Source organism: Chloroflexota bacterium, from assembly GCA_016235055.1.
Classification (GTDB): Bacteria; Chloroflexota; Anaerolineae; order JACRMK01; family JACRMK01; genus JACRMK01.
In genome coordinates this window covers 1-22,366 of sequence record JACRMK010000074.1, presented here as the reverse complement: position 1 = coordinate 22,366, position 22,366 = coordinate 1, and the positions used below count along the sequence as shown (strand labels likewise).

The window sequence follows — 22,366 nt, the reverse complement described above, 5'->3', positions numbered from 1 at the left end:
GAGGTGCGCGGCGGCTGCGCCGCCGCGCACCTCCCCGTTAGCTTCTCCCCTTCTCCCCCGCGCGCGGGGGAGAAGGGGCCAGGGGATGAGGGGGCGGAACTGGCGGCCAGACTCCAATATGAGAATTGCTGACAGGTCACCGAAGTACCAGCGTTGTCGGCAGAGTCTGATATAATCGGCGCGATGCGCGCTTGGATCATCTTCAATCCGGCGGCCGGGCAGCGCGACCTGCGCGAGGCGATCGCGCGCGTGGCCGACGTGCTGCGCAGCCGCGACTGGTCGCCCGCAGTCCACGAAACGACCGCGCGCGGCGATGCGACGCGGCTGGCGCGCGCCGCGGCCGATTCCGGCGCTGATGCGCTGTTTGTCGCCGGCGGCGATGGCACGCTCAACGAGGCGCTGAACGGGCTGGCTCATTCGCAAACGGCGCTGGGCGTACTGCCTGCCGGCACAGCCAACGTCTGGGCGCAGGAAATTGGGCTGCCAATGCTGAACCCGCTGGCGCCCGATCCGACCGTCCTGGCAGCCTGCGCGAAGATGCAGATTGAGGGCGACGTGCGCAGCATCGACCTTGGTCGGGTTGGCACCCGGTACTACATGCTGTACGCGTCGGTTGGCTTCGATGCGCACATCGTGCACCAGATGGAGGCGCTGGGCCAATTCAAGCGGCGCGCCGGCGCGCTGGCATACTACGTCGCGGCGGCGGCGGCCGCGTGGACGTTCCGCGGCGTGCGGGCGCGCATTCGCGTCGATGGGCGGCTGGTGCGCCGGCGCATCTGGGCGGTCATGGCCGCCAATACCCAGCTATACGGCGGCGTGATTCGCTTCGCCAGCGAGGCGTGCGCCGACGACGGATTGCTTGACGTGGTGATCATCGAAGGGCCGGGACTACTCGCCGCCGCCTGGAATCTCATCGGTTATGTGCGCCGCGGCGTCTGGCCCGACCCGCGCGTACGGATCCTGCGCGGCCAGACGATCGAGGTGCGCACTGCACGCCCGATGCCGGTCCAACTGGACGGCGACCCGTTCGGCGTGGGGCCGGCACAGTTTGACTGCGTGCCGGCAGCACTCCGGGTGCTCGTGCCACGCAACCTGCCGCAGCGGATTTTCCGAAACCCAGCGGTTCACGCATTCTCAACCTAATCCGTGGAGAACTCACAATGCTTCGCATCATCTACAGCATGCTCGTGTTTATTCCGGTGGTCGTCCTCGCCGAGCTGCTTCATTGGGATCCGGTTTTCGTGTTTATTACGTCGGCACTGGCCATTATTCCGCTCGCGAAAGTGCTCGGCGACGCGACAGAGAACCTGGCGCACCATACCGGTCCGCGCGTGGGCGGGCTGCTCAACGCCACGCTGGGCAACGCCGCCGAACTGATCATCACTATCGTGGCGCTCCGCGAGGGGCTGGTCGAGGTCGTCAAGGCGTCCATTACCGGCTCCATCATTGGCAACATTCTGCTGGTGCTGGGCGCAGCCATTTTGCTGGGCGGAGCGAAGAACGGCATCCAGCGCTTCAGCCTGCGCACCGCCAGCACCAACGCGTCCATGATGACGCTGGCGGTCATTGGTTTGGCGGTGCCCGCGATCTTTGGCCCGCACGTCGTTCTACACGGCGAGCTTTCCGTCATCGAGATGAACGTGGGCGTGGCGGTGGCGTTGATGGCCGGTTACGCGCTCAGCCTGGTCTTCTCGCTGACTGCGCCAAGCGAAAAACCGATGGGAACCGCCCAGCCGGGCGACGAGATTGTGGAAGAGACACAACCACCATGGACCTTGCGCAAGGCGCTGATCGTGTTAATCCTGAGCGTCGTCGCCATGGCCTTCCTCAGCGAAACGCTCGTCGGCAGCATCGATCCGCTGCTGAAGGCGTCCGGAATGTCCCAATTGTTCGTCGGCATCATCCTGATTCCGATCATCGGCAACGCGGCTGAGCACGCGGTGGCCATTCAGGTAGCCGTCAAGAACCAGATGGAGCTTGCGCTCGGCGTCTCTATGGGTTCCAGCATGCAGGTGGCGCTGTTTGTCGCGCCGCTGCTCGTGTTCATCAGCCTGCTATTCGGCAACCCGATGACGCTGGCCTTCAATGAGCTCGAACTGGCCGCACTGGGCGTTTCGGTCGTGATCGCGTCGCTCATCTCGCTCGACGGCGAATCGAACTGGCTGGAAGGCGCGCTGCTGCTGATCGTCTATATCATCCTGGCGTTTGGCTTCTTCTTCGTGTAGCACTGATCGCGTAGACCCGAAGGGTTTCAGGAGCGCGGCACTACGACCAGCGGCCCCCCCAAAACCCTTCGGGTCTGGATTCGCGTACCGGCTCCGAGGGTTTATCGACAAACGCTGTCGCGCAGCGCCGTTTCAGCGTTTTTCGCCCGCGTGCTATAATTCTTCTCTCGGAGGCACGAATTCATGAGTGTTTACTTCAATCTGGCCCAGATTATCATCAGCATCGTGCTGGTTGGCGTGATCCTGCTGCAGACTCGCAACAGCGGCCTGGGCAGCACCTTCGGCAGCGACAGCATCTACACGACCCGCCGCGGTCTTGACCAGACGCTGCACCAACTGACCGTCATCCTCGCCGTGCTCTTCTGCGTCGTGTCGCTGGTGAGCGTCCTGTTCCAGTAACAGCCATAACCGGCCGGCCCGCTGCGCCTGCGGCGGGCTTGTTTGTTTTCACCGCACAGCCATGATGGGATCCCCTCGCGCGCGCTGGGTTGTCGTCGGCGTGCTGTTGCTCGCAGCGGTGCTGGTATTCATCGCGCAGTCCGGGCAGAGCCCGCGCGCCGATACCGCGACCCCGCCAGCACCGGGCGACGTTCCATCGCCCGCCATCCCGACACTACCTCCCGAGGCGCAGCTTTACAGCGAAGCGATCGTCGGACGCCCGCGCGAGATCAACCCGCTGTTGAGCGACCAGAACGACGCCGATGAGGACCTCGTCTCGCTGGTCTACAGCGGGCTGGCGCAGAACGACGCCAGCGGGCTGCCTCGGCCGGCGCTCGCGCTGTCATGGACCATCAGCGAAGACGGCCTGCAATACGCGTTTGCGCTCAGACGCGATGCCAAGTGGCACGACGGTGTGCCGTTTACCTCGCGCGACATTTCGGTCACCGTCAAGCTGCTGCAGGCCAAAGAGTTTCCGGCCAACCCGGCGCTCACCGACTTCTGGCGGCGCGTCACGGTTGCTACGCCGGGTGACTACACGGTGACGTTCACGCTGAACGAACCGTTCGCCCCCTTCCTGTCTTACGCGACAATCGGCATCCTGCCCGCGCACATCGTTGAGTCGATTCCGCCCGCCAAATGGCCTGACCGGTCATTCAGCGCGCATCCGGTCGGCACCGGCCCGTTCGTGGTAAAGCAGATCGACGCCGCCAACGGACTCGTGATCCTCGAGCCGTTCGCCGGCTACTACGGTCCCACGCCCAAGATCAGCCGGATTGAGCTACGGTTCTACGCCAGCGACAGCGCCGCCCTGGCCGCATACCAGCGCGGCGACGTGCTCGGCGTCTCCCGCATCCCCGCCACACGCGTCAACGACGCTCAACGGGTCGAGTCGCTCAACCTGTATGCGGCGCCGATGAGCGGCATCAACATCCTCTACCTGAATCTGCGGCTGCCGGTCTTCCAGCAAAAGGAGGTGCGGCAAGCGCTCATGCTGGCGCTCGACCGCCAGCGCATCATCGACCGCTCGTTGGACGGCCAGGGCGTTATCGCCCACTCGCCGCTCCTGCCAAGCAACTGGGCGTACAACCGCTACGTGAAACAGTACGCGCCCGATCCGGATGCCGCGAAGGCCCTGCTGGCCAAAGTCGGCTATCGGGATGCCAACAACGACGGCGTGCTTGAGAAGAACGGTCAGCCGCTGCAGTTTGCGATCATGTCGAGCGACGATCCGGCCCATGTGCGCGTCATCGAGGAGATCACCCGCCAGTGGAGCGCCATCGGCGTGAGGGCCGTGCCACAGGTCACCGGTTTCTCGGGCCTGGCGCGCGACTTCCTGCGGCCCCGCAAATTCGACGCCATATACCTGGAATGGCGTGACCCGGCCGCCGACCCCGATCTGTACCCGCTGTGGCATTCGACGCGCGTTAACGACGAGGGGCAGAACTACGCCGGCTTCCAGAACCGCGAAGCGGACGAATTGCTGGAGGAGGCGCGACGCGACCCGGACCCCGAGCACCGCGCCGACCTGTACAGCCACTTTCAGGATATTTTCGCCGACCAGGTGCCGTCGATCCTGATCAGCTATCCGGTCTATGTGTACGCCGTTGACCGGCGCGTTCAGAACGTGCAGCTGGGGCCGATCACGCGCCCGGCCGACCGCTTCCGCACGATTGCCAACTGGACGGTGGACAAGAAGCCGTGAGCGCGAACGCCGTCACGCCGACCTCCGCCGGAGTCCAGTAGCGCGAAATGGATTCCGGCTCCCGTGGAAATAGACGTGCTTCCCCGACGAAGCGCCGCGTCGCGCGAAAAAATTCGCTCGCACACCTTGACACGAACGAATGTTCGTAGTATGCTAGGACTAGAACATTAGTTCCATTCCAGGAGGAAGGCATGCCCGCACAGCCGAGCGCACACGTCGAGCGTCCGACGAATCTGCAACTAACCCATGCGCCATTCGCAAAGACGGAAATGCTCATCCGGAAACCCGTTGCGGAAGTATTCGAGGCTTTCGTAAATCCTGAGATCACATGTAAGTTCTGGTTCAGCAAGAGCAGCGGAAGGCTTGAGACCGGGAAGCAGATTCAATGGGACTGGGAGATGTATGGCGCTTCCGTTCAAGTCGGCGTGAAAGCGCTTGAGAAAAACGGGCGAATCCTCATCGAATGGGGCGCCTATGGCAAGCCCACCGAGGTCGAATGGACGTTTTCTCCGCGCGGCGAGCACGCGACGTTCGTCAGCATCACGAACAGCGGCTTTGACGGTGATGGAGATGAGGTGGTAAAACAGGCGCTCGATTCCATGGAGGGGTTTGCACTGGTGCTTTCGGGACTCAAAGCGCTACTTGAGCATAATGTCGTGCTGAATCTGATATCCGATCGCTTCCCCGATCTCATCGTTTCTGCGGGAGACTCGAAGCGCGCATGACACCGCTTTATCGGATCACGCTTCCTTTCAGTGCCATGCCGGGTGCACAGCGACGTAGAATGACATGGCAGGGAATCGGCACAGAGGTATCGGTAGGTCCCTGACAGCAATTCTCATTTTGGAGTCGGCCGCCAGTATGCCTCCTCATCCCCTGGCCCCTTCTCCCCCGCGCGCGGGGGAGAAGGGGAAAAGCTAACGGGGAGGTGCGCGGCGGCTGCGCCGCCGCGCACCTCCCCTTAGAATCTCTCCCCCTCCCAACTTCGTTGGGAGGGGGCCGGGGGGAGGGAAGCAGTTATTACTCGTCGAATTGGCTTGCGTGATAAACACCTGAACACCAGCGCATGACAAGCCGGCATTGGACAGTACGCGTCCAAAGCCAAATTGAGAATTGCTGGTCCCTGACTCGCGATTTTGACACTCCTGAAAGCCTGCGTTATAATATTTTCCGCGTGCCGAGGTGGCGGAATTGGCAGACGCGCACGTTTCAGGGGCGTGTGGGCGCAAGTCCGTGAGGGTTCAAGTCCCTCTCTCGGCACCACGCAAAAACCCCGCTCTCGTTTGAGAGCGGGGTTTTGCTTTGTCTGTTTTCGTCGTATTTACCCGATACGCGCCAGGATCGCGTCGGTCATCTGCGTGGTCGTCGACACCGTCTCGCCTTTCGCCGCGATGTCGGCGGTGCGGAATCCGTCGGCGATGGCGCGTTCCACTGCGTTCTCGATGGCGAGGGCCTCAGCGTCCAGTTTGAGCGAGTAGCGCAGCAGCAGGGCCGCGCTCAGGATCGTGCCGACCGGGTTGGCGATGCCCTTGCCCGCGATGTCCGGCGCCGAGCCGTGAATCGGCTCGTAGAGGCCGCGCAGACCGTCGCCCAGCGATGCCGAGGGCAGCATGCCGAGCGACCCGCACAGCACGCCTGCCTCGTCGGTCAGAATGTCGCCGAACATGTTCTCCGTGACGATCACGTCGAAGTCGGTCGGCCATTGGATCAGGCGCATCGCGCACGAATCGACCAGTTGGTGGGCCAGTTTGACATCCGGATAGTCCTGCGCGACCTCGATAGCCATTTCGCGCCAGTAACGCCCGCTCTCCAGCACGTTCGCCTTGTCCACCGAGGTCACGTGCTTGCGCCGTCCCTGCGCCAGCCGGAACGCCAGGTCCACGATGCGTCGGATCTCCTTGGTCGTGTACGCCAGCGTGTCCACCACGCGCACGCTGCCGTCCGCCTGCGGTGTACGCCCGCGCGGCTCGCCGTAGTACAGGCCGCCGGTCAATTCGCGCAGAACCAGCAGGTCGACGCCTTTCAGACGCTCGTCCTTGAGGGGCGAGGCATGCGACAACTGCGGGTAGGTCTTGACCGGCCGCAGGTTGGCATACAAGCCCAAGTCCTTTCGCAGTTGCAGCAGGCCGCGCTCGACACGCACCGGGGCGTTGTCCCACTTCGGGCCGCCGACCGCGCCAAACAAGATCGCGTCGGCGTGCTTGCACGCCTCCAGCGTCGAGTCCACCAGCGGCACGCCGTGCGCATCGATCGATGCGCCGCCGACGATGCACTCGTCATAGGTGAACTGGTGCCCGTATTTCGCTGCGACCATTTCCAGCACGCGCATGGCCCCGGCCACGACCTCCGGGCCGATGCCGTCGCCCGCCAGAACTGCGATAAGTGCCTTCAAAGCGATGATCTCCTCAGCTGGACTTTGGCCATTCGCCAGAAGCGAGTTTCGCGCTTCTACTTTGTACCGAGAGCATTTGTCTCGCTAGACACACGCGCGGCCATGTGCGATATCCTACTCGTTTCTGCTTGCGCTTTCCAAACCACAATGCGCCGTCAACGAATCTACCGTACGATGAGCGGCAGGTAGAGGCGTGGCGCCAGGTTGGAATCCGCCAATTGCCGCTCCACCGCGCCAATGTCGAAGCTGCCGTCGGCTTCCGGCCGCGGCAAACTGCGCTGGTCGGTGAGAGGTGCAGCATTGCCCACGATGCCGGCAATCGCCGGGCTGCCCAGCTTGAGCATGTGTACCTGCGTGGGGCCGCCGTAGTTGCCCAGTGCCGTGAGCAGCGGGTCGAGACCGTTCGGGTTCATGCCATGGATCGTGTTCCCCGCTGGGAGGGCGCAACTGTTATCGCTCGAGAAGGTAAACGTCGACGCTGCGATCGAGCCGCTGCAGTTGCCGCCACTTGGGCTGTAGGCCACAATGGCATTCGTCAGTACAGTGGTGTAGCCGCTCTGCATATAGAGCGCTCCACCGGCGGTTGCCGAATTGTTGCTCAAGGTGACGTTCACTAGTCTGGCATCAAAATAGTTGTAGAGGCCGCCGCCATTGACTGCCGAGTTGCCGCTGAGCGTGGTATTGGTCAGGGTCGTCATGCCGAGGTTGAACATGCCGCCGCCGGCGTTTGCTGAGTTGCCGCTCAACGTCGAGTTATTCAGGAGCGCCGTGGCGTAGTTGAAGAGGCCACCACCACCGCCGCCAAAGTTGCCGCTGAGCGTCGAGTTGTTCAGCGTCAGTATGCTATTGCCATTGTTGTATATGCCGCCGCCGCCATCGTATCCGGAGTTGCCGCTGAGGATGACCCTATCGAGAGTTGCTGTGCTGGTACTTTCGTCGTAGATGCCGCCGCCATCGTTCGCCGAGTTGCCGCTGAGCGTGCTATCCAAGATTGTCAGTAGGCCGAGGTTCCGAATGGCGCCGCCAGTTGCGGCGGTCGTTTGCGTGGGCGTCTGGTTGGCGCTGAGTTGGCTGCCGCTAATCGATACCCGTCCGGAAGCGACGATGTTCACTCCGCCGCCGCCGCCGTTCGCGCTCCCATAGGCCGAGTTGCCGGTGATCTGACTGTTACTGATGACGACCGTCCCGCCGACGTCCAGGCCGCCGCCCTCATGCACTGTGGCTTGGTTGTTACGCACGATCGTGTTAATGAGCGTCAGCGTGCCGCCGCTGTCAATGCCGCCGCCATACTGCGACTGGTTGTTCTCGATCAGGCTGTTCATGATGATCGTCGTCCCGTTGGAGTCTCGGATCGCCCCGCCAGCGTAGTAGCTCTGGCTGTCGCGGATCGTTACGTGGTCCAGCACGAGCCGGCCACCCTGGTTGAGGATTGCTCCGCCCACGGTCGGCACGTCGCCGCCGGCCGATGCATTGCCGTCAGTGAGTATGATATTCGTCAGCGTCAGTGCGGCGTTCGCCGCCTGTATGTTAAACAGTCGGTTGGCACCCGCCCCGGTTAGCGTCACCAAGTTGCCGCCATCAATCGTGTAGAATCGGCCGGCGATAGCGTTGAACCCCCCGGCCTGCGTCACGGTGATGACGACAGGCGAAGGCCCACAATTGAAGGTAATCAGCCCGCTGCCACTGTTCATGGCGTTGGCCAGGCCCGTCCCCGTACAATTCGTCACCACGCCCGCGGCCTGCACCGGATGGGTGTGCGCGAGCAAGAGGTAGACTAGTCCGACCAGCATGCACATCAGTGAGGTGACGTACAAGACAAGGTGGGTTCGCAGCTTTCCCAATGGGCAACTGTCCTTTCAATAGGCGCGCTTGAGCCATGGCCAACCTGTCGTACCGTCCAGACGAGATCGAATTACCCATCTTTCGTGCGCCCTGCTCTGGCGCACGCGTCCTTCTACCGCGTCGTGTGCCGCCCACGATGATAGCCGAGCAATGGGAATCTGCTAAAGAGGCACCTCTCAGGCGTTCATGGTCGCCAGCGTGAGGCCGTATTCGACCGCATCGCTCAGGGCGCGCCACGAAGCATCGATGATATTGGCGCTGGCGCCGACTGTCGACCAGCGTTTCACGCCGTCACTGGTGTCGATCAGCACGCGCGTAATCGCGCCCGTGCCGCTGTTGCTGTCCAGGATGCGCACCTTGTAGTCGGCCAGTTCCATCTGCGCCAGTTGCGGGTAGAACGGCAGCAGCGCCTTGCGCAGCGCGGCGTCCAGCGCATTGACCGGGCCGTTGCCGTCGGCCACCGTGTGCATGATACTGTCTTTGACCTGTATCTTGACCGAGGCCTCGGCCAGCAGGCCGCGCCCCTGCCGGTTCTCGACCAGCACCGAAAAGTCGATCAGCGTGAACGGCGGCTGGTAGCTCGGCTGCTGACGCTGCATCATCAGCGCCACCGACGCTTCGGCGGCCTCAAATGAAAAGCCGCGCGACTCCAGCGCTTTGATCTCGCTCAGCACCGGCGACACTTCGTCGCCGCTGCCGATATCCAGCCCGTACTCCTCGGCCTTGCTCAGCAGGTTGCCGCGTCCCGACAGTTCCGAGACGACGACGCGCATCTGATTGCCGACCAGTTCGGGCGCGATATGCTGGTAGCTTGTCTGGTTGCGGCGCATCGCCGCGACGTGGATGCCGCCCTTGTGGGCGAACGCCGACTGGCCGACGTATGCCATGTGCTCGTCGGGCGACAGGTTGGCGACCTCGGCCACGTAATGCGCGACTTCGTACAATTTCGTGAGGCTACCTTCGGGCAGGCAGCGCTCGTTCATCTTGAGCTCGATGTCCGGGATGATGGCGCACAGGTTGGCGTTGCCGCAGCGCTCGCCGTAGCCGTTGACCGTGCCCTGCACCTGCACCGCGCCCGCCCGCACCGCCTGCAGCGTGTTGGCGACGGCACACTCGCCGTCGTTGTGCGTGTGAATGCCGATCGGGAAGTTGAGCACCGCGCGCACCTCGGCCACCCACTCGCCGATCTCCCACGGCATCGAACCGCCGTTTGTGTCGCACAGCACTGCGATCTCTGCGCCGCCGCGTACCGCCGCGCGAAGTGTCTCCAGCGCGTAGGTCGGGTCCGCGCGCAGGCCGTCGAAGAAGTGCTCCGCGTCGTAGATAACGCGCCGGCCGTTGGCGCGCAGGTACGCGATGCTCTGCTCGATGATGCGCAGGTTGTCGGCCAGCGTCGTGCGCAGCACATCGGTGACGTGCAGCGTCCAGGTCTTCCCGACGACCGTGCAGACCGGCGTATGCGCGTCGAGCAACGCCTTGATGTTGGCGTCGTCGTCGGGCGTACCGTTGGCGCGGCAGGTCGAGCCGAAGGCGGCGACGAGCGCGTGCTTGAGGTTCATCGTCTGCATGCGCTCGAAGAGCTCGGCATCCTTCGGGTTGGAGCCCGGCCAGCCGCCCTCGATGAAGGCGACGCCCAGGTCGTCCAGTGCGCGAGCGATCTTCAGTTTGTCGTCCAGCGAATAGGAGATGCCCTCGCGCTGGCTGCCGTCGCGCAAGGTCGTGTCGTAGATCTGGATCATGGCGCCTTTCAGCTAGCGGGCTGCGTGTTGACCCAGGTGCGGTGCTGCGCTTCAAAGTTCGCGATTGCCGCGTCTTTGCCCAACGTGTAGCCGATTTCGTCCACGCCCTGCAACAGCATCGTCCGGTTGAAGCCGTCGATCGGAAAGCCGACCTTGCGCCCGTCCGGCAGCGTGATCGACTGCGTGGCCAGGTCGACGTTCACCTGCGCGTCCGGGTCTTCCTCGGCGATCGACTGCAACTGGTGCAGCGTGTCCTCATCGACGATGATCGGCAGCACGCCGTTCTTGAGCGAGTTGTTGCGGAAGATGTCGGCGAACGAGGTGCTGATGACCGCCTTGAATCCGGCGCCCTGCAGCGCCCACGGTGCATGCTCGCGGGACGAGCCGCAGCCGAAATTGTCCCCGGCGACCAGGATCTGCGCGCCCTGGGCGCGCGGCTGGTTCAGGATAAAGCCGGGATCGCGGGCGCGCCAGTCGGCGAACAGCCCTTCGCCCAGCCCGGCCTTGTCCGTGACCTTCAGGTAGCGCGCCGGGATGATCTGATCGGTGTCGATGTTCTCATTCGGCACGGACACAATCTTGGATGTAATGGTTTTGATCGGTTGCATGTTGCCTCTTCTTTAGTTGTCTATTGCCTCGCCGCCATGTCATGCTGAGCGCGAAGGCTAGGCCACCGGCCTAATGCACACTTCCCGCGCGAAGCATCCAAAATGCTGCCGCTGTAATGCGCCACGCTTAGCCAACACTCTTCGAGTTGTTGCCAACCGCTCATGGCGGGTATATGATCATCCAGGAGCATTGATTGCCCGTGAACCTCCCGCCTTTTGACGAATTCCTCGTTGCGGCCGTTCCACTACTGCCAATCGTCATCCTCGCGACGATCTTCTGGTTGGGGCCGAAGCTCGTTCGTCGCGGGGAGCAATTCAGGAAGGAAAACGAAGCAATAGCGCTTCAGAATGCTGACCAATTGATCAAACTGGATCAAACCAGCAAGCGGTACGGTCGCATTTTTCTGTTCGTTTTCGGTCCGTTGTTTTTCTTCGCTTGTGCCACTAGACAAGCCATCGCGATTGCCGTGGTTGTCAGCATGTTTATTGCTTTCACACCCATCCTGACCGGTCTCAATATTATTGGCGCGGGCATCGGTTTCTGGCCACTATCCTTCCGCATTCGCTTGGTCACCGGAAGGGCTTCACGCCGCCTGGGATTCGCCTACATAGCCTTTGGGCTTATTGTCGCTCTGTCATGCGGAGCGATCGGCCTGCTTGCGCTTACAAGCCGTTGACCGGCTTCCGCAGCCGCGCCATGCTCATCGTGTCAACGTAGACGCCGTCGCGGAACGCGTGCATCTTGTGCACACCCTCGGAGACGAAGCCGAACTTCTCGTACAGACGCCGCGCCGGCACGTTATCGACATACACCGCCAGTTCAATGCGGGAGATGTTCAACCAGCGGTCGCACATATCCACCGCCGCCTGCATCAGTGCCGTGCCGACGCCCATCCCTTGCCAGTCGTCGCGCACCGCCATACCAAGCTCGCAGGTATGCTTGCGGCGCGGGTTCGGCGCCAGATGAATCCCCAGGTGCCCCACCACCTCGTCGCCTGCACAGGCGACGAGAATGATATTGTTCGGGTCGTTATCGACGACAGGCCCTTTGTAGCGCTCCGGGTGCGGGTACGGCAGTTGCAGGGTACCCGACACCGCCTTCGGCCCGTCAAAGATGCTGGCAATCGCATCGATATCACTGCCGACCGCGCGGCGTATCGTGACCTGGGCCGGCGTGCTCATGAGTGCCCCAGCACCGCGTGCGGCCGGTACAGTTCCTCGAGCGATTTGATTTCGTCCGCGCCGAGCTTGACGTCGACCGCGGCGACCGCCTCCTCCAACTGGTACATCTTGCTGGCACCGATGATCGGCGACGCGATACCCGGCTTGTGCATCATCCAGGCGTAGGCGATCTGCGCCGTGCTGACGCCACGCTGCTTCGCCAGCGCAGCCGCCCGGTCGACGATCGCAAAATCCGCATCCGTGAAATACATGTCTTGCGCGAACTTGTCGCTCTTGGCGCGAGTCGTCGCGCCACTCTTGTCCGGCGTGCGATTGCCCGCCAGGAAGCCGCGCGCCAGCGGGCTCCACGGGATCAGCCCGACGCCCTCGGCCACACAGTACGGGTTCATCTCGCGCTCTTCCTCGCGGTAGACGAGGTTGTAATGGTTCTGCATCGCCGCGAAGCGCGTCCAGCCGTGCCGGTCAGCGACATACTGCGCCTTCACGAACTGCCAGGTGTACATGGACGACGCGCCGATGTAACGCGCTTTGCCCGCACGCACCACGTCGTGTAGCGCCTCCATCGTCTCCTCGATCGGCGTCGTGGCGTCCCAGCGATGAATCTGGTATAAGTCGACGTAGTCGGTACCGAGCTTTTGCAGTGAGCGGTCGATCGAGCGCATGATGTGCTTGCGACCCAACCCGCGGTCGTTCGGGCCGGGGCCGGTCGGATTGCAGAGCTTCGTGGCAATCACGACGTCATCGCGCTTCGCGTACTCCTTGAGCGCGCGTCCGGTCACTTCCTCACTGACGCCGAGCGAATAGACGTCGGCCGTGTCGAAGAAGTTGATGCCAAGCTCCAGCGCGCGCTTGACGAACGGCTTGCTGGCCTCCTCGTCGAGCACCCAGTCGCGCCACTGCGATGTGCCGTAGGTCATCATGCCGAGGCAGATGCGCGAGACTTTCAGGCCGGACTTGCCCAGATTCACATATTGCATGTCGTATGGCTCCCTATGTGCAGTCTAAAGCGGTTTTCGGAGCTACCGGACCACGGAATCACACTCTCGTTCGTGTAGGGGCGGGGCAAAGCCCAGCCCAGGACAGGTCAGAGACCCGTCCCTACACCCCGGGTAGCGCGATGCGGTGCCCGACTATTCTGCAAATTGGCTCAGAGGTAGCGACGCGCATCGGCGATGCGGCCTTCGATGGCGCTGGCGGCCGCGGTCAGCGGCGAGGCCAGGAAGGTGCGTGCGCCCTTGCCCTGCCGCCCTTCGAAGTTGCGGTTGCTCGTGCTGACGGCATACTCGCCGGGGCCGACCTGGTCGCCGTTCATGGCCAGGCACATCGAGCAGCCCGATTCGCGCCACTCGGCGCCCGCTTCGCGGAAGATGCGGTCGAGGCCTTCCTGCTCGGCCTGCTTCTTGACCTGCTGCGAGCCGGGCACGACCAGCACGCGCGTCTGCGCGCTGATCTTGCGGCCCTTCAGCAGATTGGCCGCGTTGCGCAGATCGCTGATGCGCGCATTGGTGCACGAGCCGATGAACACCACGTCGATCTTCTGGCCGAGCAGCGGCTGGTTCGGCTGCAGCGCCATGTATTCCAGCGCCTTGCGCACGGCGTTCTTCTGGCCGATATCGCTCAGGCTGTCAGGGTCCGGCACGCGGCCGCTGATCGGCACACCCATGCCAGGGTTGGTGCCGTAGGTGACCATCGGCTCCAGCGTGTCCGCGTCGAGCGTAATCGTCTTATCGTACGCCGCGCCGTCGTCGGTCGGCAGCGTGCGCCAGGTGGCGACCGCCTCGTCCCAGGCCGCACCTTTCGGCGCGTATGGCCGTCTGGCCATGTACCCGAACGTCGTATCGTCCGGCGCGACCATGCCGGCGCGCGCGCCGCCCTCGATGCTCATGTTGCAGATCGTCATGCGCTCGTCCATCGACGACGCGCGGATCGCGCTGCCGGCGTACTCGAAGACGTGCCCGGTGCCACCCTCGACGCCGTTCTGCGCGATGATCGCCAGGATGATGTCCTTGGCCGTGACGCCCGCGCGGAGCGTGCCATCAACGCGCACGAGACAGGTCTTCGGTTTGCGCTGCAAGAGGCATTGCGTCGCCAGCACATGCTCGACCTCGCTGGTACCGATGCCGAACGCCAGCGAGCCGAACGCGCCGTGCGTTGACGTGTGACTGTCGCCGCAGACGATCGTCATGCCCGGCTGAGTGACCCCCTGCTCCGGGCCGATGATGTGTACGATGCCGCGCTTGTCGCTCAGGAGATTGAACAGTGGGATGCCGAACTGGCGGCAGTTTTCCTCCAGTTGCAACACTTGGTTCCTGTTCATGTCGTCTACAAGGGACAGGTCTAACGCGCGCGTCGGCGTGCTGTGGTCCATCGTCGCCAGGGTACGGTCCGGGCGGCGCACCTTGATGCCGCGCGTGCGCAGACCGTTGAACGCCTGCGGCGAGGTGACTTCGTGAATCAGGTGCAGATCAATGTAAAGGACGGCCGGCGACTCCGCGTCCTGCGATACGACATGCGCGTTCCAGATCTTCTCGAATAGCGTTTGAGGCATAAGGTAGTTGACTCCGGGTATACTTCACTCTAAACTGACAACAGAAACGTGAGGATCGATGTCCACACTGGCTGTGCAACTGACTCTCGAACAAATCCGCGACGCTATCCGGAGCCTGCAACCGGTGGAGCAGGCGTACCTGATCGAGCTTCTCGACCGCGAACTGCACGGTGAGGCACTTCGCGCACGCGCACGCCAGGCGGTCGCCGAAATCCGCGAAGCCTATGCCAACATTCCGCCTGCTGAGGTCGCGGATGACGTTGACGCCGCCGTTGCGGAAGTTCGCGTGATCCGCCACGCGCATCGTGGTTGACGCAAATAGCGGACGCTGAGCGGCACAAAACGCCGTCGAAGCGTACGGGCATCTTAATGCCCTTCGACAGGCTCAGGGCACGGCGGCTGACGCCGCCTCGTCTTAGCCCTCCGCCGCCATCAGGCGGTTGAGCGCGTGCACGTACGCCTTGGCGCTGGCGACGACGATGTCGGTGTCCGCGCCGTGGCCGGAAACCTCGCGGCCGGCGTGCTGCAGGCGCACGGTCACGCGGCCGAGCGCGTCCATGCCGCCCGTCACCGCCTGCACCGAGAACTCCTTGAGCGCGCTATCCTTGGCCACCTTGCCGACGACCTTGTTGATCGCCGCATAGACGGCATCTACCGGGCCATCGCCGTTCGCGTCGGCGCTGTGCGAGTGGCCGTCGGGGCCGGTGATGATTACCGTCGCTTTGGGTTTGACCGGGAACCCGCACGAGACCTGCATCGCCTCCAGTGTGTAAAACTCCTTCGCCTTCGAGATCTCCTCGCCGAACAGCGCTTCCAGGTCGTAGTCGGTGATCGACTTCTTGCGGTCGCACAAATCCTTGAACTTGGCGAACGCCTTGTCCAGGTCTTCCTTGGTCAACTCGTAGCCGAGTTCCTTCAGACGGTCGCGGAAGGCGTGCCGTCCCGAGTGCTTGCCGAGCACCAGTTGGTTCTCCGGCAGGCCGATCGTATCCGGCTTCATGATCTCGTACGTCAGCGGGTTCTTCAGGACGCCGTCCTGGTGAATGCCCGCCTCGTGCGCGAACGCGTTGGCGCCGACAATCGCCTTGTTCGGCTGCACTTTAATACCGGTGATATTGGCCAGCAGGCGCGACGTGGGGTAGATGTATTTGGTGTCGATGCTCGCGTCGAACGCGTAGAAGTTCTTGCGCGTCTGCAGCGCCATCACAACCTCTTCGAGCGACGCGTTGCCGGCGCGCTCGCCGATGCCGTTGATCGTGCACTCGATCTGCCGCGCGCCCGCTTCGACGCCCGCCAGCGAGTTCGCCACCGCCAGGCCAAGGTCGTTGTGGCAGTGCACCGACATGATCACGTTGTTCAGCGCCGGCACGCGCTCCTTGAGATTGCGCAGCAGCGCGGAGTATTCGGAGGGCGTCGTGTAGCCGACCGTGTCGGGCAGGTTGATCGTCCGCGCGCCCGCCTGGATCGCCACCTCGATCACGCGCGCCAGGAACTCCGGGTCGGAGCGCGTCGCGTCTTCGGCGGAGAACTCCACATCGGCACAATAGCTGCGCGCCAAAGACACCGCCTCGCCCGTCGCTTCCAGCACTTCATTCGGCGTGATGCGCAGCTTGTGCTTCATGTGGATTTCGGACGTGGCGATGAAGGTGTGAATGCGCGGGTTCAGCGCCTCCTTGACCCCCTGCCACGCCGCATTGACATCCAACTTGTTCGCCCGCGCCAGCGCCGCGATGATGGGGCCGCGCACTTCGCGCGCGATCGTCTGCACGGCGTCAAGGTCGCCCGGCGAGGAGATCGGGAAGCCCGCCTCGATGACGTCCACCTTGAGCGCGGCCAGTTGCTTGGCCATTTCCAACTTCTCTTTGGTGTTCATCGAAAAACCGGGCGATTGCTCGCCGTCGCGCAGCGTCGTGTCAAAAATCAGTACGCGGTCCATGGTCTCTCCTGGTGCATCACCCGCTCGTTACCGGTGTACGGCAAGAAGTGAACAGTGAACGGTGAACAGTTGACGATAGAGGCCTCATCGTCTTGTTGCTCACCGCTCGCCGTTCGCCACTCACCGTTCACTGTTCACTGTTGACTGTTCTGTGTGGTCAGGCTACTGGCATCTGACTACTGTCTACTGTTAGTCGGCCGGCGCTTCCTTCGGGTTTAGCCACTGCATCATCTGGCGCAACTGCTTGCCGGTCGTCTCGAGCTTCGAGCCCTGCGCCGCCTTGCGCATATTGTAGAACGTCGGGCGGCCCTGCTGGTTCTCGTCGATCCACTGCTCGGCGAAGGCGCCGCTCTGGATGTCGGCCAGGATCTTCTTCATCTCGGCCTTGACGGTATCGCTGATCACGCGCTTGCCGCTGACGTAGTCGCCGTACTCGGCCGTGTCGCTCACCGAATAGCGCATGTACGAGAGGCCGCCCTGGTACATCAAGTCCACGATCAGCTTCACCTCATGCAGGCACTCGAAGTAGGCGATCTCCGGCTGGTAGCCGGCCTCGACCAGCGTGTCGAACCCAGCCTTAATCAACTCGCTCACGCCGCCGCACAACACGGACTGCTCGCCGAACAAGTCGGTCTCGGTTTCCTCGGTGAACGTGGTCTCGATGACCGCCGCGCGCGTGGAACCGACGCCCTTGGCGTACGCCAGCGCGTTCGCCTTGGCTTTGCCGCTGGCGTCCTGGTGCACGGCGACGAGCGCCGGCACGCCCTGCCCGGCCTGGAACACTTCGCGCATGCGGTGGCCCGGCGCCTTCGGCGCGATCATGCTCACGTCCACATCTTTCGAGGGAACGATCTGCCCGAAGCGGATGTTGAAGCCGTGCGCGAACATCAGCGTCTTGCCCGGCGTCATGTACGGCTCGACCGAATCCTTGTAGATCTTCGGCGCGTACGGGTCCGGCACCAGCATCATGACCACGTCGGCTTCCTTCGCCGCGTCGGCCACGGAGAGCACACGCAATCCCTCAGCCAGCGCCTTGGCGCGCGACGTGCTCGTTTCGTGCAGCCCGACCACCACCTTCACGCCGCTGTCGCGCAGGTTGAGCGCGTGGGCATGACCCTGCGAGCCGTAGCCAATGATCGCGACTGTCTTGCCGTTCAGCAGCGAAAGATCGGCGTCCTTGTCACTGTAGATGTTTGCCATCGGTGCAAATTCTCCTCTAAGTTGGATGGGGTGAAGTTTTCCGGCGGAGCGGTTATTCGTGCTCTTCGCCATTTCCGTTGCCGTTCTGGTGGCCGCGCAGCATGGCGACGCGGCCGGTGCGCACCATCTCGATAATGCCAAAAGGCTTGCACAACTCGACCAGCGAGTCGACCTTCTGCTCGGTGGCCGCAATCTCGATGATTACGGCGTCGTGCGTCACATCGACGATCTTGCCGTGAAAGATATCGACGATCTGCATGATTTCGCTGCGCCGGACGCCGTCGGCACGCACCTTGATCAACGCCAGATCGCGCGCGACGATCGGCTGGTGTGTCAAGTCGTTAAGCCCGACCACGTCCACCATCTTGCCGAGGTTGCGCTCGACCTGCGCGAGGTCGGACTGCTGCCCCTCGACGACGATCGTCATGCGCGACAGTTCCGGCGTCTCGGTGTGCCCGACGGTCAGGCTTTCAATATTGAAGTTGCGGCGGCGGAACATGCCCGCCACGCGCATCAGCACGCCCGGCTTGTTTTCGACGAGTGCGACAAGTGTGTGTTTCATGTGTTTCCCCTGGGCGGCGCGCGGCTAGCGCTGCGGCCCTTCGATGATCATGTCGTGGACGGTCATGCCCGACGGGATCATCGGGTAGACGTTTTCTTCCGCCGTCACGGCGATTTCGACGACAACCGGCTTGTCATTGAGTTCCAGCGAGCGCTTGATCGCCGTGTCGAGCAAGTCCGGGCGCGTGACCTTGATACCGTGGCAGCCATACGCCTCGGCGAGCCGGGCGAAATCGGGATTGCCGCCACGCAGATCCACTTCGGAGTATCGGTGCTTGTAGAACAGATCCTGCCACTGCCGCACCATGCCCAGGTAGCCGTTGTTGAGGATGAAGACCTTGAACGGCTGCTTGAACTCCAGGCCGGTTGTCAGCGCCTGCACCGTCATCTGGAAGCCGCCATCGCCGCAGATCGTCAGCACCAGGTCCTGCGGCCGCCCGAACTGCGCGCCGAGCGCGGCCGGCACGCCGTAGCCCATCGTGCCGAGGCCGCCCGACGAGATGAAGCGGTTGGGCAGGCGCGTCTTGATCAGTTGCGCGGCCCACATCTGGTGCTGGCCCACATCGGTCGTGACGATCGGGTCGCGGTCCTTCGTCAACTGGTAGATGCGGTCGACGGCGAACTGCGGCGAGATCTCCGTATCCCCCTGTGTGTAGCGCAGCGGGTACTTTTCCATCCACTCCTTGATTTGCCGGCGCCACGGCTCAATCGCACAGGGGCTGACCTGCTCAACCAGCTTGGTCAGGCTCGCCTTGGCATCGCCCAGAACCGGGTAGTCGGCCTTGCGGTTCTTGCTCAACTCGGCCGCGTCGATGTCCAGATGCACCACCTTGGCATACGGCGCGAAGGCGGACAGCTTGCCCGTCACGCGGTCGTCAAAGCGGGCCCCGACTGTAATCATCAGGTCGCAGTTATGAATGGCGTAGTTGGCATAGGCCGGGCCGTGCATGCCGAGCATGCCAACCGCCAGCGGGTGCGTCTCGTCGAACGCGCCCTTGCCCATTAGCGTCCAGGCGACCGGGATATTCGTCTTCTCGGCAAGCGCGCGTAGTTCGCGCCACGCGCCGGAACTGATGACGCCACCGCCCACATACAGCAGCGGTTTCTCCGCGCGCATGATCGCCTGCGCGGCGGCCGCAACCTGCGCCGGGTCCGGCTCATAGCGCGGACGGTAGCCCTTGAACGAAATGGGGCCGGGCTCGACAAAATCAATCTCAGCCTGGGAAACATCGCGGGGAATATCAACCAGCGTGGGGCCTGGCCGGCCCGTGCGGGCGAGGTAGAACGCTTCCGTCACGGCATACGACAGGTTGCGCGCGTCGGTCACCAGCGTGTTGTGCTTCGTGATCGGCATGGTGATGCCGACGGTATCGCACTCCTGGAACGCATCGCGGCCAATCACGGGAGTGGCCACCTGCGACGTCAGCGCGACCAGTGCCGTAGAGTCCATGAATGCATCGGTCAACGCCGTGACCAGGTTGGTGGCGCCGGGGCCGGAGGTCGCGGAGCAGACGCCGACCTTGCCCGTCGCCCGCGCGTACCCCGATGCCGCGTGGCCGGCGACCTGCTCGTGCCGGACGAGAATGTGTTTGATCTCGGCGTCGTACATGGCGTCGTAGATCGGCAGCGACGCGCCGCCCGGGTAGCCGAATACATACTCGACTTCCTCGCGCTCCAGGCAGCGCACCAGCGCTTCCGAGCCTTTCATGCGCTTCCCGCGGCGCCCAGACCGATCGGACTCCGACGAATTGGATGCACTCATATTGTCTCCCGCGTTAGTGTGATTGCCGGCTGCGACGCATCGCGCCGGCGCAGTCGGCAAAACAAAACCGCCCCCCGTGTCGGGAGGCGGCTGAAAGTGTTCGGCTCGTGTTGCATTTAGCGCGCACACGGCGCGCTCGCCAGCTCCCCAACGGCTAGTGGCTTCTTGGCAATGACGACAATGCCAAGAAGCTGGATAAGAACCAGGCCAATGAGAACTACGGAAGCTGGAAGATGCATAGCTGCTTATGTCCGTGAATTGTTCGGCAGTATATCAGAGCTTTCGCACCGTGTCAAACACAACATGCCGGAGTCAGCAATTCTCATTTTGGCCTTGGGCGGGTACTTTCCATTGCCGGCGTGCTATGAACTGGCCCCCCTGGTGCTTGTCACGCATGCTGGCTCGCCAAGAAAGCGGCGTTGCCCTCCCCCCGACCCCCTCCCAACTTCGTTGGGAGGGGGCGAGATTCTACGGGGAGGTGCAGGCAACCTGGCGGCCGGCTCCAAAATGAGAATTGCTGTGCCGGAGTTTGCCCGCGCCCGGGACGCCCGCCAATCGTTCGCGTTGGCGGCTGGTCGGCACGCTTCGATCGCGTAAAGTCAAGGTTCTGACGGGCCAGAGTTCGCGCGCGGCATCCGCGTGGAGACGGGCAAACGACGGCTTCGACACGCTCAGCCGACGACCTCATGTCCGCGTCAACGCGGAGGCGAGCACACATAGGCTCCGCCGTAGTTTCCGCCGCTGTCGACAAAATAAGAAACCCGATCTGGCGGGACCGGGTTCCTTACTTGTCACAGTTGCGCAATGTTGACGAGTGCGATGTGTGAACGACGTAAGGTGCATTGCCTGGGCAACTGGAAGCGAAGGTTGCCCTTCACTCTGTCGCAGTATCGCATACGTAGATTACAGATCGCATTAATGGGCAACCCCCAATATGCCAATTTGTGGCACAGTCCGGCGTGCGCAGCGGCAGGCAACAGGACCAACACGTATGCGCCCGTTTCTTCATTCCTCCGACAGACTCGGGGCACGTTCGCGTTGGGTGTCCGGCGACGTTGGATGGGCCTCAGCGCGATGCCAGCCGTGTTGCGGAGGCGCAGTCAGCGTGTCGCGCCTCCATTTCAGCCGGGATTGGCGCCAAGGGGCGGCACGTTAGTGTGCGACCGACGGCGTCACGCACGCTCAGGCGCGGATATCGCGGAATACGCGCACAAGATAGAGGCCGGTTAGCACGGCAATGGGCAGGCCGATAAAGATGGTGAAACCGCCCAGCACGTCATACCACGGTCTCATATACACTACCGTGAAATTGGCGGTCATGAACATGAGCAACAGCCCGGCGCCCCAACTCGCGCCGGTAATCAGCGGGCTCATGATGACCCAGCCGAGTACCGCGGACGTTGGTCGCCCCACGAAGTGCCAGAGCGCAAGCGTCTGCGCCACGGATACGAAGATCGGGATCAGTATGACGGCCGGCGGCTCAGTATATGGCGGGAACACGGCCGCCACGGCAATCGCTACCACGCTGCCGCCGAGGGTCGCCAGGATCCAGAACGACGCGTTGCGCACATGATGACGCAGCACCCACCATTGCGCGATGCTGGATGGCAGCCCGAGCAGCAGTAGCAGTTGGCCCACCGCCCGCGATCCCAGATCGCTGGTCAGGCGATTGTCGGGCATGGACAGCAAGAGCACACCGGCGGCGAAACCAACAAGGGAGGCGACGATCCACCCGATCATCAAGGTCCAGAAGGCCGATCGGGCCTCGCTCCGGACTGGCGGAGCAACGTGTGTGAACGGGGAGAGGTTCGGGTTGATCATTGGGCACCGTCCTTTCGCGATAGTGGGTATGGGGTGGGCCGCAGAAACAAAAAAGCGCCCTATGCCTCCGGGAGGCATGGCGCGGTGTCCGAGCAACTACATACGAACCGTCCTTACGGCGTCTGCGTGGACGCCGCGCGTCGCGTAGATGGGTTGGCTGTGGGTTGCCGCGCATTATAGTCCCAGGGACAGCCGGTTGTCAAAACCAAATCGCCCACTCCAGCAATTCTCAATTTGGCTTTGTACCGGTACTTTCCAATGCCGCTCGCGATGCGCTGGCTCTCAGGCGCTTGTCACGCAAGCTGGCCCGCCGAAAAAGTGGCGCTGCCCTCCCCCCGACCCCCTCCCAACTTCGTTGGGAGGGGGCGAGATTCTTAGGGGAGGTGCGCGGCGGCTGCGCCGCCGCG

At 63.1% G+C, this 22,366-nt stretch carries 19 protein-coding genes and 1 tRNA gene; 8 read left to right on the top strand and 12 right to left on the bottom strand.

The features are described from left to right. Positions 1 to 183: 183 nt before the first annotated feature. The 6 genes from HZB53_18580 (at position 184) to HZB53_18555 (ending at position 5,631) form a co-directional block, all read left to right on the top strand. A complete protein-coding gene (locus HZB53_18580) occupies positions 184 to 1,143 on the top strand; it encodes a diacylglycerol kinase family lipid kinase (protein MBI5879660.1) in 960 nt (319 codons plus the stop codon). 38 nt (positions 1,144 to 1,181) lie between these two features. Beyond that, entirely contained in the window at positions 1,182 to 2,225 is a 1,044-nt protein-coding gene (gene cax, locus HZB53_18575) for a calcium/proton exchanger (protein MBI5879659.1), read from the top strand. 183 nt (positions 2,226 to 2,408) lie between these two features. Beyond that, positions 2,409 to 2,624, top strand: a complete 216-nt coding sequence (gene secG, locus HZB53_18570; GenBank protein ID MBI5879658.1) for a preprotein translocase subunit SecG — start codon at positions 2,409 to 2,411, stop codon at positions 2,622 to 2,624. Between the two features lie 61 nt (positions 2,625 to 2,685). Next, positions 2,686 to 4,368, top strand: a complete 1,683-nt coding sequence (locus HZB53_18565) for a peptide ABC transporter substrate-binding protein (GenBank protein ID MBI5879657.1) — start codon at positions 2,686 to 2,688, stop codon at positions 4,366 to 4,368. A 191-nt stretch (positions 4,369 to 4,559) separates the two neighbouring features. Beyond that, positions 4,560 to 5,093 (top strand): SRPBCC family protein, encoded by a 534-nt coding sequence (locus HZB53_18560; protein ID MBI5879656.1) that lies wholly within the window; start codon positions 4,560 to 4,562, stop codon positions 5,091 to 5,093. 451 nt (positions 5,094 to 5,544) lie between these two features. Next, positions 5,545 to 5,631: transfer RNA gene (locus HZB53_18555), tRNA-Leu, on the top strand. A gap of 58 nt (positions 5,632 to 5,689) precedes the next feature. Here the strand turns inward: HZB53_18555 and leuB are convergent. The 4 genes from leuB to leuD all read right to left on the bottom strand — a co-directional run bounded on the left by leuB (position 5,690) and on the right by leuD (position 10,949). Further along, on the bottom strand, positions 5,690 to 6,760 hold the full coding sequence (gene leuB, locus HZB53_18550; protein ID MBI5879655.1) for a 3-isopropylmalate dehydrogenase: 1,071 nt from the start codon (positions 6,758 to 6,760) through the stop codon (positions 5,690 to 5,692). A gap of 164 nt (positions 6,761 to 6,924) precedes the next feature. Continuing rightward, a complete protein-coding gene (locus tag HZB53_18545; GenBank protein MBI5879654.1) occupies positions 6,925 to 8,550 on the bottom strand; it encodes a hypothetical protein in 1,626 nt (541 codons plus the stop codon). A 228-nt stretch (positions 8,551 to 8,778) separates the two neighbouring features. Then, a complete protein-coding gene (locus HZB53_18540; GenBank protein MBI5879653.1) occupies positions 8,779 to 10,341 on the bottom strand; it encodes a citramalate synthase in 1,563 nt (520 codons plus the stop codon). Between the two features lie 8 nt (positions 10,342 to 10,349). Continuing rightward, positions 10,350 to 10,949, bottom strand: a complete 600-nt coding sequence (gene leuD / locus HZB53_18535; GenBank protein ID MBI5879652.1) for a 3-isopropylmalate dehydratase small subunit — start codon at positions 10,947 to 10,949, stop codon at positions 10,350 to 10,352. Between the two features lie 194 nt (positions 10,950 to 11,143). Between leuD and HZB53_18530 the strand changes: the two genes are divergently transcribed. After that, a complete protein-coding gene (locus tag HZB53_18530; GenBank protein ID MBI5879651.1) occupies positions 11,144 to 11,626 on the top strand; it encodes a hypothetical protein in 483 nt (160 codons plus the stop codon). Here the strand turns inward: HZB53_18530 and HZB53_18525 are convergent. The 3 genes from HZB53_18525 to leuC all read right to left on the bottom strand — a co-directional run bounded on the left by HZB53_18525 (position 11,613) and on the right by leuC (position 14,679). Then, complete coding sequence (locus tag HZB53_18525; GenBank protein MBI5879650.1) at positions 11,613 to 12,131, bottom strand: GNAT family N-acetyltransferase; 519 nt, start codon at positions 12,129 to 12,131, stop codon at positions 11,613 to 11,615. The two genes, HZB53_18530 and HZB53_18525, sit on opposite strands and share 14 nt — an antisense overlap. Further along, the gene (locus HZB53_18520) at positions 12,128 to 13,108 is read right to left on the bottom strand and encodes an aldo/keto reductase (protein MBI5879649.1); all 981 of its coding nucleotides are present in this window, start codon (positions 13,106 to 13,108) and stop codon (positions 12,128 to 12,130) included. Before HZB53_18520 ends, HZB53_18525 begins: the two co-directional genes overlap by 4 nt. 170 nt (positions 13,109 to 13,278) lie before the next feature. Then, on the bottom strand, positions 13,279 to 14,679 hold the full coding sequence (gene leuC, locus HZB53_18515; GenBank protein ID MBI5879648.1) for a 3-isopropylmalate dehydratase large subunit: 1,401 nt from the start codon (positions 14,677 to 14,679) through the stop codon (positions 13,279 to 13,281). A 58-nt stretch (positions 14,680 to 14,737) separates the two neighbouring features. Here leuC and HZB53_18510 point away from each other — a divergent pair, with 58 nt between their 5' ends. Further along, on the top strand, positions 14,738 to 14,992 hold the full coding sequence (locus tag HZB53_18510; GenBank protein ID MBI5879647.1) for a hypothetical protein: 255 nt from the start codon (positions 14,738 to 14,740) through the stop codon (positions 14,990 to 14,992). A gap of 102 nt (positions 14,993 to 15,094) precedes the next feature. On the opposite strand, the gene HZB53_18505 is transcribed toward HZB53_18510, so the two are convergent. The 5 genes from HZB53_18505 to HZB53_18485 all read right to left on the bottom strand — a co-directional run bounded on the left by HZB53_18505 (position 15,095) and on the right by HZB53_18485 (position 21,959). Further along, on the bottom strand, positions 15,095 to 16,615 hold the full coding sequence (locus HZB53_18505; protein MBI5879646.1) for a 2-isopropylmalate synthase: 1,521 nt from the start codon (positions 16,613 to 16,615) through the stop codon (positions 15,095 to 15,097). A 189-nt stretch (positions 16,616 to 16,804) separates the two neighbouring features. After that, the gene (gene ilvC / locus HZB53_18500) at positions 16,805 to 17,815 is read right to left on the bottom strand and encodes a ketol-acid reductoisomerase (GenBank protein ID MBI5879645.1); all 1,011 of its coding nucleotides are present in this window, start codon (positions 17,813 to 17,815) and stop codon (positions 16,805 to 16,807) included. A gap of 52 nt (positions 17,816 to 17,867) precedes the next feature. Continuing rightward, entirely contained in the window at positions 17,868 to 18,377 is a 510-nt protein-coding gene (ilvN, locus tag HZB53_18495) for an acetolactate synthase small subunit (GenBank protein ID MBI5879644.1), read from the bottom strand. A 24-nt stretch (positions 18,378 to 18,401) separates the two neighbouring features. Then, positions 18,402 to 20,138, bottom strand: coding sequence for a biosynthetic-type acetolactate synthase large subunit (gene ilvB / locus HZB53_18490; GenBank protein ID MBI5879643.1), 1,737 nt, complete (start codon positions 20,136 to 20,138; stop codon positions 18,402 to 18,404). A 1,182-nt stretch (positions 20,139 to 21,320) separates the two neighbouring features. Then, positions 21,321 to 21,959 carry a hypothetical protein gene (locus HZB53_18485; protein ID MBI5879642.1) on the bottom strand — a complete coding sequence of 213 codons (639 nt, stop codon included), beginning with the start codon at positions 21,957 to 21,959 and terminating at the stop codon, positions 21,321 to 21,323. Between the last annotated feature and the right edge of the window lie 407 nt (positions 21,960 to 22,366).